Raw genomic sequence first — 16033 nt, 5'->3', positions numbered from 1 at the left:
TTGTATGTATGGACATTAAATACACATACAAACAATACCTTAACTATGGAAGCGCAAGCAACTACCGCCACCACCTGGGTGATCGACCCAATGCACTCAGAAGTTCAGTTCAAAGTGAAGCACCTCATGGTATCTACCGTGACGGGTTCATTCAGCAAATTTGATGGTCAACTGGTTATGGCCGGTGACGATTTTCAGGATGCCGATATTACCTTCTCGGCCGATATCGACAGCATCAGCACGGGCAATGAGCAACGCGATGGCCATTTGAAATCAGGCGAATTCTTCGATGCAGAGCAGTTTCCCCAACTGACGTTCAAGTCGACGGGTATGACGAAGACTGGCGATGACACGTACAACCTCACCGGCGATCTGACGCTACACGGCGTTACCAAACCAGTGACCCTGAAAGCGGAATATGGTGGTCAGATGCAGGATTTTTACGGCCAAACCAAAGCTGGTTTCGAAGTAACGGGCATCATCAAGCGGAAAGAATTCGGCCTTACCTGGGATGGCGTTACCGAAGCGGGTGGCGTGGTTGTGAGCGACGACGTCCGGCTGGTGATGAACATTCAGGTGACAAAGCAGGCGTAAATCGCATACGGGCGTTACGAATAATACCGCCCCTCGCTTACCGTCACCCATATAGCTTACAAACACAAACGAGCCGGACTAGTCCGGCTCGTTTGTGTTTGTAAGTCAACTCCTTACTACCTACTTCACTACGGTGGCTTCCAGCTCAACAGTTGCAGTCTGGAACAGACCTTTCACCTCGATCATGGTGGTAGCCTGCTTGATACCATGCTTGGCCGTAAAGCCCTGGTAGACATCGATACAGGTCGTAAAAAACTCGGCGGTCGAGGTGGTAAACACGTTCAGGCGTACAATATTTTTGCATTCATAGCCAGCCTCGCTGATCAGGTGCTCCACATTCTGAATGGTCTTCAGCAACTGAGTCCGCATATCAGCCTCACTAACCTGCCCATTTTCGTCGATGGCTACCTGCCCGGAGCAGTAGAGTGTGCCTTCGGGCTGTTTAACGTCAACGGCCTGCGCTGAATTGGTGTACTCACCCCATTTCCAGGGATCAACTGTTCGCTTTTCCATTTTCTTTCTGTGTTTGAATTAACAAGTATGTTTGTCGGTTGACGCTACAAAAATTGAGGTCGCCACTGACAGCCTTATGTCATACCCTGTTCGGTAACACAAAAAAAGTATACGCCCGTTGGGCCAGATTGCTCAGTTGCTGCTGTAGTTCGGGTGGTTCGAGAATGGTAATAGCACCTGCGTAGGGCAAAAGCCAGGCGGCCAGATACGGAAAGGAGCCAATAAAGAACGTCATCTCCAGTTCGCCGGTTGGTAATGCCTTTTCATAGGCCCAGCCATACTGGTGTTTGGTATCGTGCAGGCGTTGCGCCTGTTCGGTCCACACGCTGGCTGGCTGCAAGCGAACAACGACCTTCTCTTTTCCCCGCCGGGCGGCCTCATCAACCCAGTACTGCTGAAGCGTTTCCGACCGGGCAGTAAAAACCTCCCCGCTGATTGACAACTGCGTGATACGATCCAGCCGGAAATTCCGAAACGCCTGACGTAGGCGGCAGAAGCCTATAACGTGCCATTGCTGACTCAGATACAGACCAATCGGCTCCACATCGCGTATGGTGACCTCATTGGCGTTGGCAGCCCAGTAACTTATCTGAACAACCCGTTGCAGCGTCATGGCGGTAACGAGTTGCTGGTATACGTTGGGGTGATTCGGTTGGTCTCCATGCCCTAACACCTGAATGTGAGGCGACAGGATTTCGAGCTGATCCCGGTCCGTCCGTCGTAGAGCGGCCCGCAACTTGTCCATCGCCGAGCTGGTGAATTGGGCCGTAGACGTGTCAGTTAAGCCCGTTGCCAGCTTCTCGGCGGTGAGTAGCGCCATTGCTTCCTCGCGCGTAAACAGAATCGGAGGTAACCGATAGCCCTCCACCAGCGTGTACCCTTTCCCTTCCACGGTCACTACCGGAACGCCCGCCTGTTCGAGGGTGCGGATGTCTCGGTAAATGGTACGGGTGCTGACCGAAAAACGACGGGCTAATTCAGTACCCGACAGGAGACGTTTCGATTGCAGAATGGTCAGCAGGGTTACCAGCCGGGAAAGGCGGTTTGTTTCGTGCTCCATTAGCGACGGGGCGTCTTGGTCTTATCCGGCATACGATTTTTCAGAACAGTCTCTATTAAATAGCCCGGCCAGGCAATCCGGCGGGGCTATTCAGTGGTAGCAACGTACCTAGAGTGTTAAGCCACTACGGCGTAGCATGGCTTGCGGTGATGGTTCGCGACCCCGGAATTTCTTATACAATTCCATCGGTTTTTCGCTTCCCCCCTTCTCCAGCACGTTCTGCCGGAATTTCCGGGCTACTTCTTTAGCACCCAATCCGCCATTTTGCTGGAAATACTCGAACGCATCGGCGTCCAGCACTTCGCTCCATTTGTAGCTGTAATAACCAGCCGAATACCCACCGGCAAAAATGTGGGAGAACGCCGTACTGAACGAGGTTCCTTTCACACGCGGGAACAGGTTCACCAGCGAATCGGCATGGCTTTCTACATCGGTTACCGATTCGCCGGTGGGCTTCCGGTCGTGGAAGTACATATCGGTGAGGCCAAAGCGAAGCTGGCGCAGGTTGGCAATACCCGCCATGAAATTCTGGCTGGCGCGAATTTTTTCCACCAGCGTTTGCGGAATCACCTCGCCGGTTTTGTAATGTTTCGCGAACAGATTGAGTGCTTCGGACGTGTAGCACCAGTTTTCCATCACCTGCGAAGGCAATTCCACAAAGTCGCGGGGTACGCTGGTGCCGCTCAGGCTTTCGTACTTTCCGTTGGCCAGCATACCGTGCAGGGCGTGGCCAAACTCGTGGAAGAGCGTTGTTACCTCATAAAACGTCAGCAGCGATGGCCGGGTATCAGTAGGGCGGGTGAAGTTGCAGACGTTTACGATATGGGGCCGCAGGTTAACGCCGTTAACGATCTTCTGGCCCTGTACATCGTTCATCCAGGCACCACCGCGTTTGCCTGCTCTGGGGAAGTAATCGCCGTAGAACACCGCCAGGAATTTACCCGTCTGGTCGAACACTTCGTAGGCTTTCACTTCCGGGTTATACACCTGAATGGTGCTGTTCTCTTTGAAAGTGATGCCGTACAGCTTATTGGCCACGGTAAAGACGCCTTCCAGCACGTTCTCCAGTTTGAAATAAGGCCGCAGCATTTCATCGTCGAGGTCTAGCTGTTGCTTCTTCAACTTTTCGGCGTAGTAGCTATAATCCCACTGTTCGATCCGGTCGCCGTTGAAGCCGTTGGCCTGGGCAAACGCCGTTAGTTCATTTAATTGCCGCTCGGCAGCAGGGCGGGCATATTGCACCAGTTCATCCAGAAACGACTGCACCTTCTGGCTCGACCCGGCCATACTTTCTTCGAGCACAAAATCGGCGTGGGTCTTGTAGCCCAGCAGGTTAGCCCGATCGTAGCGCAGTTGGACCATGCGCTTGATGTTTTCCTGATTGTCGTTTTTATCACCGTGAAAACCCCGACCATTATAGGCCCGGTAAAGCTTTTCGCGCAGGCTACGGTTGTCGGCGTACTGCATAAACGGGCCGTAGCTTGGTGCCTGCAACGTGAAGGCCCAGCCAGTCAGCTTTTTCTCCTGCGCCACTTTTTTGGCCGATTCTTTGGCAAAATCGGGCAGGCCGCTCAGGTCGCGTTCATCGGCAACGTCCATCACGTACTCGTTGGTTTCGTTGAGTACGTTCTCGCCAAACTGAATAGAAAGCTGAGACAGTTCTTTGTCGATCGCCCGCAGTTTAGTCTTATCGGCGTCGTTCAGGTTGGCTCCGTTCCGGGCAAAGCGCTTGTATGTTTTCTCCAATAGCATCTTGCTTTCGGTGTCCAGTTTCAGGCCCGCCCGCTTCTCATACACGCTTTTTATCCGCGCAAACAGCTTGTTGTTCAGGGTAATATCGTTGCCGTACTCCGTCAGCATGGGCGACACTTCCTTTACGATCTTCTGCAATTCGGGGGTGGTCTCGGCCGCATTCAGGTTGAACAGCACCGAGGTAGCCCGGCTCAATTGATCACCGCTCCGTTCGAGGGCGACAATGGTATTGGCAAACGTGGGATTGGCTTTGCTGTTGGCAATGGCGTCGATCTCTTTTCGCCCCGCTTTAATGCCTTCAGCAATGGCGGGTAGGTAATGCTCATTTTTTATGAGCGGAAACGGGGCCGTTTCGTGCAGTGTCTGAAACGGCTTCAGCAATGGGTTATCTGTTATCATAGTGGTTGGTGTCGACCTGGCCGGAGCAGTCGATTGGGCTACTGCCGCGCCTGCCCACATCGAAGCAATGGCAAGGCCAATGAGTTGTACTGTCATATACATAACGCAGGTGAAAAGTAAACTCAAAAGTAATAACGTACCACGGACGGGTATAGGACACGTTTATTTTTTTGACAGGATTTACAGGATTTGTTTTTGCTTCTGAGAAACTAGAGCAAAAACAAATCCTGTAAATCCTGTCAAAAAAATAAACGTGTTCTACACTCCCGCAGACGTTAGTCTGTCAGAAAATGGCGGAACCAGTGGCCGGATTGTTTGATGATACGTTGCTGCGTTCGGTGGTCTACATGGACGAGGCCAAATCGGGGGCGGTAGCCTTCGGCCCATTCGAAATTATCGAGCAGCGTCCAGACGAAATAGCCGGCTATGTCGACGCCATCGGTCTGCGCCTGACGTACCTGTTGCAGGCATTGCAGGTGATACGCCGTGCGGGCAGTGTCGATCACCTGCCCGTGCTCCACCTGGTCGAAGAAGGCCGCGCCACTTTCGGCCACAATCCATTTATGCGCGCCATCGTACAGGCTAAACTGACGCAGGATATGCAACATGCTGTTTGGGTGAACCTCCCAGCCCATTTCCGTAATCGCCTCGACACCACGGCGGTTGGGCGATACATCGCGCCCCCACAGGTAAGGCACCAGCATCGACTGTTCAACCACGACGCGGAAGTAATGCTGTAGGCCAATCAGGTCGAAATCAAAAGCCAGCCGTTCGCGGTCGCCGGGTTTGGCGAAGCGTTTGTCAATTGTTTTCAGAAAGGGCAGTTCCTGAACCGGGTAGCCCAGGCCAAGGGTCGGCTCGATAAACAGCCGGTTGAGCAGGGCATTGGCGCGTTGTGCCGCCTGTACGTCCCGCTTCATCGGGCTGATCGGTTCAACGGGCGAACAGGAAAATGTAGTGCCGATCACCGCGCCAGGTACGTTGTCACGGATGATCCGGCCCCCATCAGCCTGGGCTAATGCCGCATGGTGAATCACCGCCGGAATGCTCGTAAAACTCCGGCGACCGGGCGCATGCATCCCCACCAGATAACCGAGAATGGTAAAGGCCGACGGTTCATTAAGCACGAACCAGTGTTTCACTTTATGGCCAAACGTTCTGACAATCAGTGTAACATAATCGGCAAACCAGGTTAGCACGTCGCGGTTTGCCCAGCCGCCCCTGTCTTCCAGGGCCTGCGGTAGGTCCCAGTGAAATAGCGTTACCCAGGGCGTTTGTCCCTGCCGGATGCATTCGTCGATAACCCGGTCGTAGAAAGCCAGCCCCGCTTCATTGACACGGCCCGTACCCAGCGGCAGGACCCGCGACCAGGAGATAGAGAAGCGGAACGCATCGAACCCCATTTCTTTGTTCAGGGCAATGTCGGTGGCGTAACGATTGTAAAAATCGCAGGCCATCAGGGCATTTTCGCCGGTCTTGATGGCGCCGCGTTTTTGCGAAAACGTGTCCCATACAGAGGCACCCCGACCATCAGAAATTGTAGCTCCTTCGATTTGAAACGCCGCCGTGGCCGTTCCCCAGATAAAATCGGCCCCAAAATCGGCGCGGTGCAGGAATGAAGTCAATGGAAAATCAGATCAATATTTGGCAAGTTCGTTACGTAATGCCAACTAATATCGACTCTGGTAATTAAGAAACTGTTAAGCCGAGGACGCGGCATTCCCAAACTAGCGGGCCAATAAGCCAGCGTGGTATTTTGCGACTTCATAAGCCACATCTGTAATTTTTCCAATTACGCACACCATACTATAACAACTGCCCTTATGACGATTTGTGTAGCGCAGACCGAAGCCCTTGCAGGTGATATTTCCGCCAATATCCAGCGACATACTTTTTATATAAACCAGGCCGTTGCCGAAGGAGCCAACCTGATTATTTTCCCTGAACTGTCGATAACAGGCTATGAACCGACATTGGCGGCCGACCTCGCCACCGAACTCGATGACGCCCGGTTCAACGTTTTCCAGCAACTCAGCGACGCCAGCCAGATCGTGATCGGTGTGGGTGCGCCCATAAAACAGGGAACAGGCATCTGGATTGGGCTGATCCTGTTCCAACCTCAGCAGGAAAGACGCCTGTATGCCAAACACTACCTACATCCCGACGAAGAACCTTTCTTTGTCAGCGGCGAAAGCTTTGCCTCGTTATCCGTTGCTAACCAGCAGGTTGCCTTCGCCATTTGTTATGAGCTATTCGTTCCTGAACATACAACAGCGGCCTGTTCCTGCGGTGCAGGTGTTTACATCGCCAGCGTAGCCAAATCGGTTGGTGGGATCGATAAAGCACTCGACACGTTAGCTACAAAGGCCCGCGACCAGTCTATGACCGTACTGATGGCCAACTGCATAGGCATGGCCGACGGGCAGGAATGCGCGGGTCGGTCTTCGATTTGGAACGATAAAGGCGCATTGCTTGGCCAGCTTGACACCAGCAGTGAGGGCGTGTTACTGATCGACACGAATACACAGCAGGTAGTTACCAGACAGTGAAATAATGCCCTACTTTGCAACGCGAAGGTCATACTGCCCGACTCCATGAGTCTGCTCTGTAAACTCCCTATAACCCCCTACCTATTTATGCAATTCCGTTACCGATTCATTCCCCTGCTTTTCATGGGAATCTTACTTTTTTCGTCTGGCACCCAGGCACAATCTACTAAGGATCAGTTCGTCGTTGGCGATTTACTGCCCGATGCGCCCGACCTGGCAGCACGCGGCACTTACAGCGTGGGGGTACGTTCACTGACGTTAACTCACCCCAATCAACTGGATGTACTGCATGTTAAAGATGGCCAAACACCCCGTTATGATCGTCCGCTGGCCGTAGAGGTGTGGTATCCGGCCCAGATTCCGGCGGGGAAAGCCGAGTTGGTTACCTACGATCAGGTCATGGGCAGTTCCAACGATCCCAAGCGCCCCTTGATTCCGTTCACCTTTACCGGACGCGCCCTGCGCGACGCCAAACCGGAGGCTGGTTCGGGAGCTTACCCCCTCGTGATTGTCTCGCACGGCTACCTTGGCTCCCGTTTTTTATTGACGTACCTGACCGAAAACCTGGCGTCGAAAGGGTACGTTGTCGTGGCCATCGATCATACCGAATCTACGTTTCGCGATGCGGGTGGTTTTGCCAGCACCTTACTCAATCGGGCGCTCGATGACCTGTTTGTGCTGAATGAAATGGCTCGTCTGGGCGAAAAAGGCGGCAAAACATTTCTGGCGGGTCTGCTCGACGCCAACAACACCGGGTTGATCGGCTACTCGATGGGCGGTTATGGGGCACTCAACGCCATTGGGGCGGGCTACAGTGCTCAGGCGTCGAAAATATTCACGCAGTTATCTGGTGGCAGTACGGCGCTGGATACCCGGCTCACAGCCGCACCTGAATACAAAGCTTCGCAGGACCCGCGCATCAAAGTGGTGGTGGCGTTTGCGCCCTGGGGCATGGAACGCGGTTTTTGGGACGCCGAGGGCCTGGCTGGCTTAACCAGACCAACGCTGTTTGTGGCGGGCAGTAAAGACGACGTTTCGGGTTACGAAAAAGGAATAAAAGCGATTTACGAAGGTGCCGTCAACGCAAATCGCTACCTGCTGACCTACGTAAATGCCCGGCATAACGTAGCCCCTAACCCACCGCCTGCCGAATCGATGAAGCCCGGCCTGCATTTCGATGAATATATGCGCTATGCCGAACCAGCCTGGAACGAACGTCGGATCAATAACATCAACCAGCATTTCGTAACGGCCTTTCTAGGCATTTACCTCAAAGGAATGGACTACGCGAAGTACCTCGACTTACCTGAAAATGCCAATGACAGTCCGTGGACAGGCTTCAAACCCCGCTCATCGGTAGGTTTGGAAATGCGCCACGCCAAGCCATAACCGATTTAAGAGTTGGCTATTAGGCATAGAGTGACTGATACCCACTGTCGAGTCCGCATAGAGGAAAATAGTAAAAGGTGGCCCGTTACCAGACCACCTTTTACCACTAAATACTCCTTTATCAGTTATGCCTGGCATTTTCCAGACAATGCTCTACTCAGGCCAGATCGAAGCGGCCGAGATTCATTACTTTAGTCCAGGCGGCGATGAAGTCCCGCACAAATTTTTCCTGCGAATCGCTGCACCCGTACACTTCGGCGATAGCGCGGAGTTCTGAGTTAGAGCCGAATATCAGATCGACACGGGTGCCGGTCCACTTGGGCTCGCCCGTTTTGCGGTCACTGCCCATAAACACGCTTTGCGCATCTGAGGTAGCCCGCCAGGTAGTGCCCAAATCAAGCAGGTTAACGAAATAGTCGGTGGTCAGTGCTTCTGGACGAGTAGTGAACACGCCATGTTTCGAGTGGTCGAAATTTGTGTTCAACACCCGCATACCGCCCACCAGCACCGTCAACTGAGGAATCGTCAGCGTGAGCAGTTGAGCTTTGTCGATCAGCATGTTCTCGGCAGCCGACTTGTGCTTAGGGTTCAGGTAATTACGGAATCCGTCGGCACCTGGCTCCATAGCATCGAATGATTTCACATCCGTTTGCTCCTGCGACGCGTCGGCACGACCCGGCGTGAAGGGCACCGTTACCTCATGGCCGGCATTTTTAGCCGCCTGCTCCACACCCGCGCAACCACCCAACACGATCAGGTCAGCGAGTGAAATCTTTGTACCATCGGTCTGAGCACTGTTGAACTCGGCTTGAATGGTTTCAAGTGTCTTCAGTACAGTAGCCAGTTGGGTTGGGTTGTTGACCTCCCAATCCTTCTGCGGGGCCAGCCGAACACGCCCCCCGTTGGCACCACCCCGTTTGTCGGAGTTGCGGTAGGTCGACGCCGAAGCCCAGGCGGTAGATACCAGTTGAGATACCGACAGGCCAGCGGCCAGAATCGTGGCTTTCAGCGAAGCAACAGCCTGGTCGTCAACCAATTTGTGGGTAACAGCAGGAATAGGATCTTGCCAGATCAGTTCTTCGGTGGGCACTTCAGGGCCAAGATAACGCTCAATTGGCCCCATATCGCGGTGCGTTAGCTTGAACCAGGCCCGGGCAAACGCATCGGCGAACTGATCGGGATTTTCGTGGAAACGCTTTGAAATCACCTCGTAGGCCGGGTCAACTTTCAACGCCAGATCGGTCGTCAGCATAAACGGTGCGTGACGTTTCGCTGGATCGTGTGCATCGGGTACCGTGCCTGCGCCTGCTCCATCTTTGGGCTGCCACTGATGCGCACCACCCGGCCCCTTCGTTACTTCCCAATCGAAGCCGAAGAGGTTGTCGAAGTACTCATTACCCCATTTGGTTGGCGTGGTAGTCCAGGCACCTTCCAGGCCGCTGGTAATTGTATGAGCGCCATGTCCGGGGCCATATGAGTTTTTCCAGCCCAGGCTTTGCTCTTCAATGCTCGAGCCAGCGGGTTCAGAACCAACGTATTGGCCTGGATCGGCGGCTCCGTGGGTTTTTCCGAAGGTATGGCCACCCGCAATCAGGGCAACCGTTTCTTCGTCATTCATGGCCATGCGACCAAATGTCTCACGAATGTCATAAGCGGCACCCAGCGGATCAGGAATGCCTTTCGGCCCTTCCGGATTCACATAGATAAGACCCATGTGCGAGGCACCCAGCGGTTGCTCAAGGATGCGCTTGCCATTACTGCCGGCATAGCGCACATCGTCGCCCAGCCACTTGGTCTCAGACCCCCAATACACATCTTCTTCCGGCTCCCAGACGTCTTCACGCCCGCCCCCAAAACCAAATGTTTTCAGGCCCATCGATTCAAGGGCGCAGTTGCCGGTAAGCACCATCAGGTCGGCCCACGATAACTTCCGACCGTACTTTTGTTTAATCGGCCATAGCAGCAAACGCGCTTTGTCGAGGTTGGCATTGTCGGGCCAGCTATTGAGCGGGGCAAAACGGAGCGTACCTGCGCCCGCACCACCCCGACCATCGCCGATGCGGTACGTACCTGCGCTATGCCAGGCCATCCGAATAAAGAACGGGCCGTAGTGACCGTAGTCGGCAGGCCACCACTCCTGCGAAGTCGTCATCAAGTCGACGATATCCTGCTTTACGGCGGCCAGATCGAGTGTCTTGAATTCCTCAGCATAATTGAAAGTCTCGTCCATCGGATCAGACAGCGACGAATGCTGACGGAGGATGTTCAGTTTCAACTGGTTGGGCCACCAATCCTGGTTTCTTGTGCCGCCGCCAGCGCTCTTGTTTAGCGCCCCGCTCGTAAACGGGCACTTGCCTACGGTGTTGACTTTACTCTCGTCATTAACGTCCCATACGGTAGTATCCGGGCTTACGTTATTTGCCATGTTTAGTAGTGATTTTTTGGTTGACGAACCAAAAATAGACTAATCCCAAGGATAGTTTTTATCTATTGTTTTTATATGGGTATAAGTAAAATCTATCTAACTTTTTCCTCAAAAGCCAGCCGAATCAAATCGGTCGTGTTTTTAACACCCGCCTTCCGAATAATACTGGCCCGCTGATTGGCAACAGTATTCGGGCTTATTCCGAACTGCTCAGCAATCCGGGAACTGCTCATTCCCTTCATTAAGCAGGTTAAGATCTGGGCTTCCCTGGCAGTGATTTTTTTCCAGAGCGAGGACGTACCTGACGCAGGTGATGTTGCTGTTGGTTCAGGTACGTTCGTACGTTTAACCAGGTGCTGGATAATGACCGACGAAGCACTCGGCGGGTAATACAAATCGCCCGTTACAACTGTCCGAACGGCCTTCAATATTTCCTCCTGACTGGTATCTTTCAGTAGATAACCAGCCGCGCCATATTCCACTGCTTTCAGAATATAGTCTGGATTATTATGCATACTGAACATCAGTGTTCGGACAGCGGGGTACTGGTGCGAAATGATTTTCAGGGCATCGATGCCCGACATACGAGGCATGGTTATGTCCAGTAACAACACATCCGGCTGAACCTGAGCCAGCGCATCTATCGCTTCATCGCCGTCGGCAGCCTCGCCCACGATCTGGATATCGGTCTCATCTTCCAACAACATCCGAATCCCTTTTCTTACCACTGAGTGGTCATCGGCAACAAGAATTCGTATCGGCATGGTTATTTCCTGGCTACGTGAATACTAACTTTTACCTGGGTTCCTTTTCCGGGAGCCGACTCAATACGCAGTTCCCCGTTGAGCAAACGTGCCCGCGTTTCCATATTAGCGATCCCGTTGTTGGTCCGCACGCGACCGGCTGATTGGGAAACGGTTTCTGCGTCGAACCCTTTTCCATTATCGGCCACCGTCAGAATGAGTTTCCGGCTGGTTTGCCTGAGCACAACCTTTATTTGCCGGGCACCAGCGTATTTTATGGCATTATGCAGGGCCTCCTGCGCAATTCGGTATAATCCGGTTTCTATGGATGGACTCAGCCGCATACCGTCCCGGTCTCCGTCAAAAACAACGTCGATACCCGACGACCGGGCCGTTTGATCGACCAGCAACCCTAAGGTAGCCCCTAAACCGAAATCGCTCAGGCTCGATGGCATCAGATTATAAGAAATCTGCCGGGTTGTCTGAATAACATCATAGATCAGATCGCATAACTCGGCAAACCGGAGCCGCTGTTTTTCATCCAGAACGGCGGTTGATTTGAGCTTTTCCGCGTGTAGTTTCAGGCCGGTTAACATTTGCCCGATGCCGTCGTGAAGCTCACGGGCAAAGCGTTTACGCTCCTCTTCCTGACCTTCGAGTAACGCCGCCGAACGAACCGTTTCCTCGGAAAGCTGCAACTGATATTTCTCTTCGGTGGCCCGTAGTAACTCTGCCTGTGTATCAATCAGTTTACGGTTCGACTCGGCTAACTCCTGATTTGTGGTTTCTAATTCCTGATTGGCAATTCCCAGTTGACTGTTCGCCAGTTGCAGGGCCTGCTCAGAACTGTAGAGCCGACGAATGATGAGCCGGGTGTAGTTGACCACCGGTCGGAAAATAAAAAAGCCTTCAACCACTAAGGTCAACAGGGTAGCAATAGCCAGCAGCCACTCGATGCGCTCCAGCGTTTGAACCTGTTGAAAGCTTTCCGTATCGAACTGGAAAACAATGTTGTTCATCTGCTGAAGAAACGGAAACTCATTCTTCAGAATAACCTCGAGCGCCCGCTGCTTCTCGCTACCCGTAGACCTGGGATTATTAATGAGGCCAAAGCTGCGATACGTCGATTGAAAGTAGGGTTCAATCCGGGTAAACATACTATCCAGCCGGGCACTTTTACGCACCGTATAGCCCTTTTCCATCCGCAGGGTGCCGTTACGGAGTTGAATATGCGTCTGCCCCCACGATTGGACCAGCGAATCGAAGGAGACGGTATCGGCCGCCCGTAGTCCCGTTGTTCGCAGTACAGCCAGTTTAGTTAATCGCTGACTTAGCATGCGCTGCCGACCAGCCACGTTGACAACCCGGCTATCATCATAATGCGTGCTGATCGTGCGCCGGATAAACAGGAGCCCACTGACAGACAGCACGGCAATGACCGTGAGGGCAATGAGGTAAAATCGGGTTAAGCGGCGAGCTACCTGCTGATCAAGTTCATTCATAGCGTAGACCAGACCGGGGGCCTGGACGTCAGTTCACTACCTGAGATTGACTGAAGTCCAGGCCGGGTCAGATGAGTCGGTGGTTAGATGCCGACGTACAGAATACCATCCGCCACCCGCACCGGGAACGTACCTATACGATACGCATCGTCGTTCAGGCACTGACCCGTTTTAAGCGAAAACGTTCGTTTATGAAACGGACAGGCCACTTTAGGCTCGTCGCCCTGGCTACCGATCATACCCCTTCCAAGGGCCATCTGCTGGCGATGGGGACATTCATTATCGGTTGCGTACCATTCGCCCCGACGAGAAAAATTAAACACCGCGATCTGCCGACCGTCGATCAACACGGTGGCTCCACCATCTTCGGGAACATCGTCTACGCGGCAGGCGGCATGCCACGTGTGTTTATCTGTAAGTACTGTTAGCGTTTCCATTGGCTTGAGAAGGTTGTTTTCAGTGATCATTGCTTAGGCCCACTCTTTGGCGCGAATCTGATCACGCATAGGCTCAAAGGCCACGTTGGGGTCTTTCAGGTCGGGCGCATTGACGAAGTGCGTAAAGCGCTTGCGGAGGTCGGGATTCTCGACCACTTCTTTCCACTCACAGGCATAGGTATCGACGATGAGCTGCATCTCACGTTCCAGGTCCTCGTTGATACCCAGCACGTCATCGAGCACTACGGCCTTCAGGTACGTTATGCCGCCTTCCATTTTGTTCAGCCAGGTGGCAGTCCGCGTGAGCGGGTCAGCGGTTTTGACGTAGAACATCAGGAACCGATCCAGCAGTTTGATACATGTTTCCCTGTCGACATCCGATGCCAGCAACTGGGCATGCTGGGGTTTGGTACCGCCATTGCCACACACATACACGTTCCAGCCTTTCTCGGTGGCGATGATCCCGAAATCTTTGCTCTGGGCCTCGGCACATTCGCGTGTGCAACCCGATACGCCCGACTTAAGCTTATGGGGCGATCGAAGTCCTTTGTAGCGGTTCTCCAGTTCAATGGCAAACGTGACGGAATCCTGAACACCAAACCGGCACCAGGTTGTGCCAACGCAGCTTTTCACCGTTCGGAGTGATTTGCCATACGCATGGCCACTTTCAAAACCGGCGGCAATCAGTTCCTCCCAGATGGCGGGTAGATCACCGACGTGTGCACCAAACAGGTCAATGCGTTGCCCGCCGGTGATCTTGGTGTAGAGGTTATATTTCTTCGCTACCTGCCCCAGCACAATCAGCCTGTCGGGGGTTATTTCGCCCCCGGCCACGCGGGGTACCACCGAATAGGTGCCTCCCCGCTGAATGTTGGCCAGGAACCGGTCGTTCGAGTCCTGGATGGGTGCCCGGTCTTTAGCCAGAATATTCTCGTTCCAGAGGCTGGCCAGAATAGACGCGGTAACGGGCTTGCATACTTCGCAGCCGTCGCCACGCCCCAGTTCATTCAGCACATCGGTATACGTTTTCAGCCCGTTGATCTTCACCAGGTCGAACAGCTCCTGCCGGGTGTGGTCGAAATGTTCGCAGATGATATTTCGGACATACACACCTTTCGCTTTCAGTACGCCCTGAATCAGGTCTTTTACCATGGGCGTACAACCGCCGCAACCGGTGCAGGCTTTGGTCGCTTTCTTCAGCGCCTCGACAGTATCGTGCCCATTTTCACCGATTTCGTGGCAGAGTTGCGCTTTCGTGATGGCCTCGCAGGAACAGATTAGCGCCTCGTCGGGCAGGCTCATGATGCCGGCCCCGGCTTCTTCGCCGCCGCGTGAGCCCAGGATAATGTCTTCGGGGTCGGGCGGCAGGATGGTTTTGTTCTTGCAGGTCTGCAACAGCATATTGTACTGGTCGGCGTCGCCCACCAGAATCCCGCCCAGCAGTTCTTTGCCATCCGCCGAAATGTTGATCCGCTTATACACGCCTTTGGCCTTGTTCTCATACACGATGGTACGGCAGGCAGGCGTGCGGCCGTCTGACTCACTGGCAAACGGATCGCCGAAACTGGCCACGTCCGTCCCGATCAGCTTCAGCTTGGTCGACATATCATAGGGCTTGAACTCCCTGATTTCGCCAATCAGTTGCGAGGCAACGACTTCAGCCATTTCATAGCCCGGTGCCACCAGCCCATATATCATATGATGGGCAACGGCACATTCGCCAATGGCGAAAATCGCCGGGTCTGACGTTTGCAACGAATTGTTGACCAGAATACCCCCGCGCGGATGCGTATCGAGCCCGGCCGATTTGGCCAGTTCATCGCGTGGCCGGATACCGGCCGAAATCACCAGCATATCGACGTCTACCGATGAGCCATCGGCAAACAGCATGCCGGTGATGCAGTCGTTGCCGGTAATTTCCTGGGTACTTTTTGACAGGTGAATCGTCAGGCCCAGCGATTCCAGTTGCCGTTGCAGGATACCAGAGCCAGCGTCGTCGATCTGCCGGGGCATCAGGCGGGGGGCAAACTCAATCACGTGGGCTTCGTCCATGCCCAGATCAAGCAGGGCTTTGGCCGCTTCGAGCCCCAGCAACCCGCCCCCCAGTATGGCTCCGCGCGACCGCCCCGGCCCGGAACGTACCTGGCGGGCATAGGACTGAATGAGGTCGAGATCTTCGATGGTGCGGTACACGAAGACCCCTTCTTTTTCAACACCCGCAACCGGCGGCACAAACGCCCCGGAGCCGGTAGCCATAATCAGGTAGTCATACGGCACTACGATTCCGTGGTGTGACCGAACCTCTTTTTGCTTCCGATCAATAGCAACGACGGGGTCGGTCAGGTACAGCTTTATGCCATTTTCCGCATACCAGTTTAGCGGGGCCAGGGCCAAGTCATCGGCCGTTTTACCCGAAAAATACGCGCTCAGATGAACGCGATCGTAGGCAGCACGCGGTTCTTCCCCAAAAACCGTCACGGTGAATCGTTGCCCCGACTTTTCTTTAGCTACCAGTTTTTCGCAGAACTTATAGCCAACCATTCCATTGCCAATCACGACAATGTGGGTACTCGTGTTTGTGTTCATAGTTAGTAGTAACTATATCGTTATGAAACCCCTGTTTTATTATTGTACTAATACAAGAAATTAGCCTTAACATCCCCCTTTAAG

General features: G+C 53.6%; 12 protein-coding genes. 3 read left to right on the top strand and 9 right to left on the bottom strand.

Annotated features, from left to right (window positions below; translation table 11 throughout):
* Positions 1–45 precede the first annotated feature (45 nt).
* The gene (locus ACFE8Q_RS09640) at positions 46–594 is read left to right on the top strand and encodes a YceI family protein (RefSeq protein WP_375445178.1); all 549 of its coding nucleotides are present in this window, start codon (positions 46–48) and stop codon (positions 592–594) included.
* A 120-nt stretch (positions 595–714) separates the two neighbouring features.
* Here the strand turns inward: ACFE8Q_RS09640 and ACFE8Q_RS09635 are convergent, their stop codons facing one another.
* The 4 genes from ACFE8Q_RS09635 to ACFE8Q_RS09620 form a co-directional block, all read right to left on the bottom strand.
* A complete protein-coding gene (locus ACFE8Q_RS09635; RefSeq protein WP_375445177.1) occupies positions 715–1107 on the bottom strand; it encodes a RidA family protein in 393 nt (130 codons plus the stop codon).
* Between the two features lie 79 nt (positions 1108–1186).
* On the bottom strand, positions 1187–2167 hold the full coding sequence (locus ACFE8Q_RS09630; protein WP_375445176.1) for a helix-turn-helix transcriptional regulator: 981 nt from the start codon (positions 2165–2167) through the stop codon (positions 1187–1189).
* Positions 2168–2275: 108 nt separating this feature from the next.
* Positions 2276–4414, bottom strand: a complete 2139-nt coding sequence (locus ACFE8Q_RS09625; protein WP_375445175.1) for a M3 family metallopeptidase — start codon at positions 4412–4414, stop codon at positions 2276–2278.
* A gap of 179 nt (positions 4415–4593) precedes the next feature.
* Positions 4594–5943: a GH1 family beta-glucosidase gene (locus ACFE8Q_RS09620; RefSeq protein WP_375445174.1), complete on the bottom strand. Its 1350-nt coding sequence runs from the start codon at positions 5941–5943 to the stop codon at positions 4594–4596.
* Positions 5944–6141: 198 nt separating this feature from the next.
* On the opposite strand from ACFE8Q_RS09620, the gene ACFE8Q_RS09615 reads away from it, so the two are divergent.
* Together ACFE8Q_RS09615 and ACFE8Q_RS09610 are read left to right on the top strand one after the other, a co-directional pair.
* Positions 6142–6867 carry a carbon-nitrogen hydrolase family protein gene (locus ACFE8Q_RS09615; RefSeq protein ID WP_375445173.1) on the top strand — a complete coding sequence of 242 codons (726 nt, stop codon included), beginning with the start codon at positions 6142–6144 and terminating at the stop codon, positions 6865–6867.
* A gap of 87 nt (positions 6868–6954) precedes the next feature.
* Positions 6955–8256, top strand: coding sequence for an alpha/beta hydrolase family protein (locus ACFE8Q_RS09610; RefSeq protein WP_375445172.1), 1302 nt, complete (start codon positions 6955–6957; stop codon positions 8254–8256).
* Between the two features lie 157 nt (positions 8257–8413).
* Here ACFE8Q_RS09610 and katG read toward each other — a convergent pair whose 3' ends face one another.
* The 5 genes from katG to nirB form a co-directional block, all read right to left on the bottom strand.
* Positions 8414–10681 (bottom strand): catalase/peroxidase HPI, encoded by a 2268-nt coding sequence (gene katG, locus ACFE8Q_RS09605; protein ID WP_375445171.1) that lies wholly within the window; start codon positions 10679–10681, stop codon positions 8414–8416.
* 92 nt (positions 10682–10773) lie between these two features.
* Positions 10774–11445, bottom strand: a complete 672-nt coding sequence (locus ACFE8Q_RS09600; RefSeq protein ID WP_375445170.1) for a response regulator — start codon at positions 11443–11445, stop codon at positions 10774–10776.
* A 2-nt stretch (positions 11446–11447) separates the two neighbouring features.
* Positions 11448–12926 (bottom strand): ATP-binding protein, encoded by a 1479-nt coding sequence (locus ACFE8Q_RS09595; RefSeq protein ID WP_375445169.1) that lies wholly within the window; start codon positions 12924–12926, stop codon positions 11448–11450.
* A gap of 83 nt (positions 12927–13009) precedes the next feature.
* Positions 13010–13363, bottom strand: a complete 354-nt coding sequence (nirD, locus tag ACFE8Q_RS09590; RefSeq protein WP_375445168.1) for a nitrite reductase small subunit NirD — start codon at positions 13361–13363, stop codon at positions 13010–13012.
* Positions 13364–13396: 33 nt separating this feature from the next.
* Positions 13397–15949 (bottom strand): nitrite reductase large subunit NirB, encoded by a 2553-nt coding sequence (nirB, locus tag ACFE8Q_RS09585; protein ID WP_375445167.1) that lies wholly within the window; start codon positions 15947–15949, stop codon positions 13397–13399.
* Positions 15950–16033 lie beyond the last annotated feature (84 nt).

It is taken from the genome of uncultured Fibrella sp. (assembly GCF_964250085.1).
Lineage (GTDB): Bacteria > Bacteroidota > Bacteroidia > Cytophagales > Spirosomataceae > Fibrella.
This window is presented reverse-complemented; position numbering and strand designations above follow the sequence as displayed.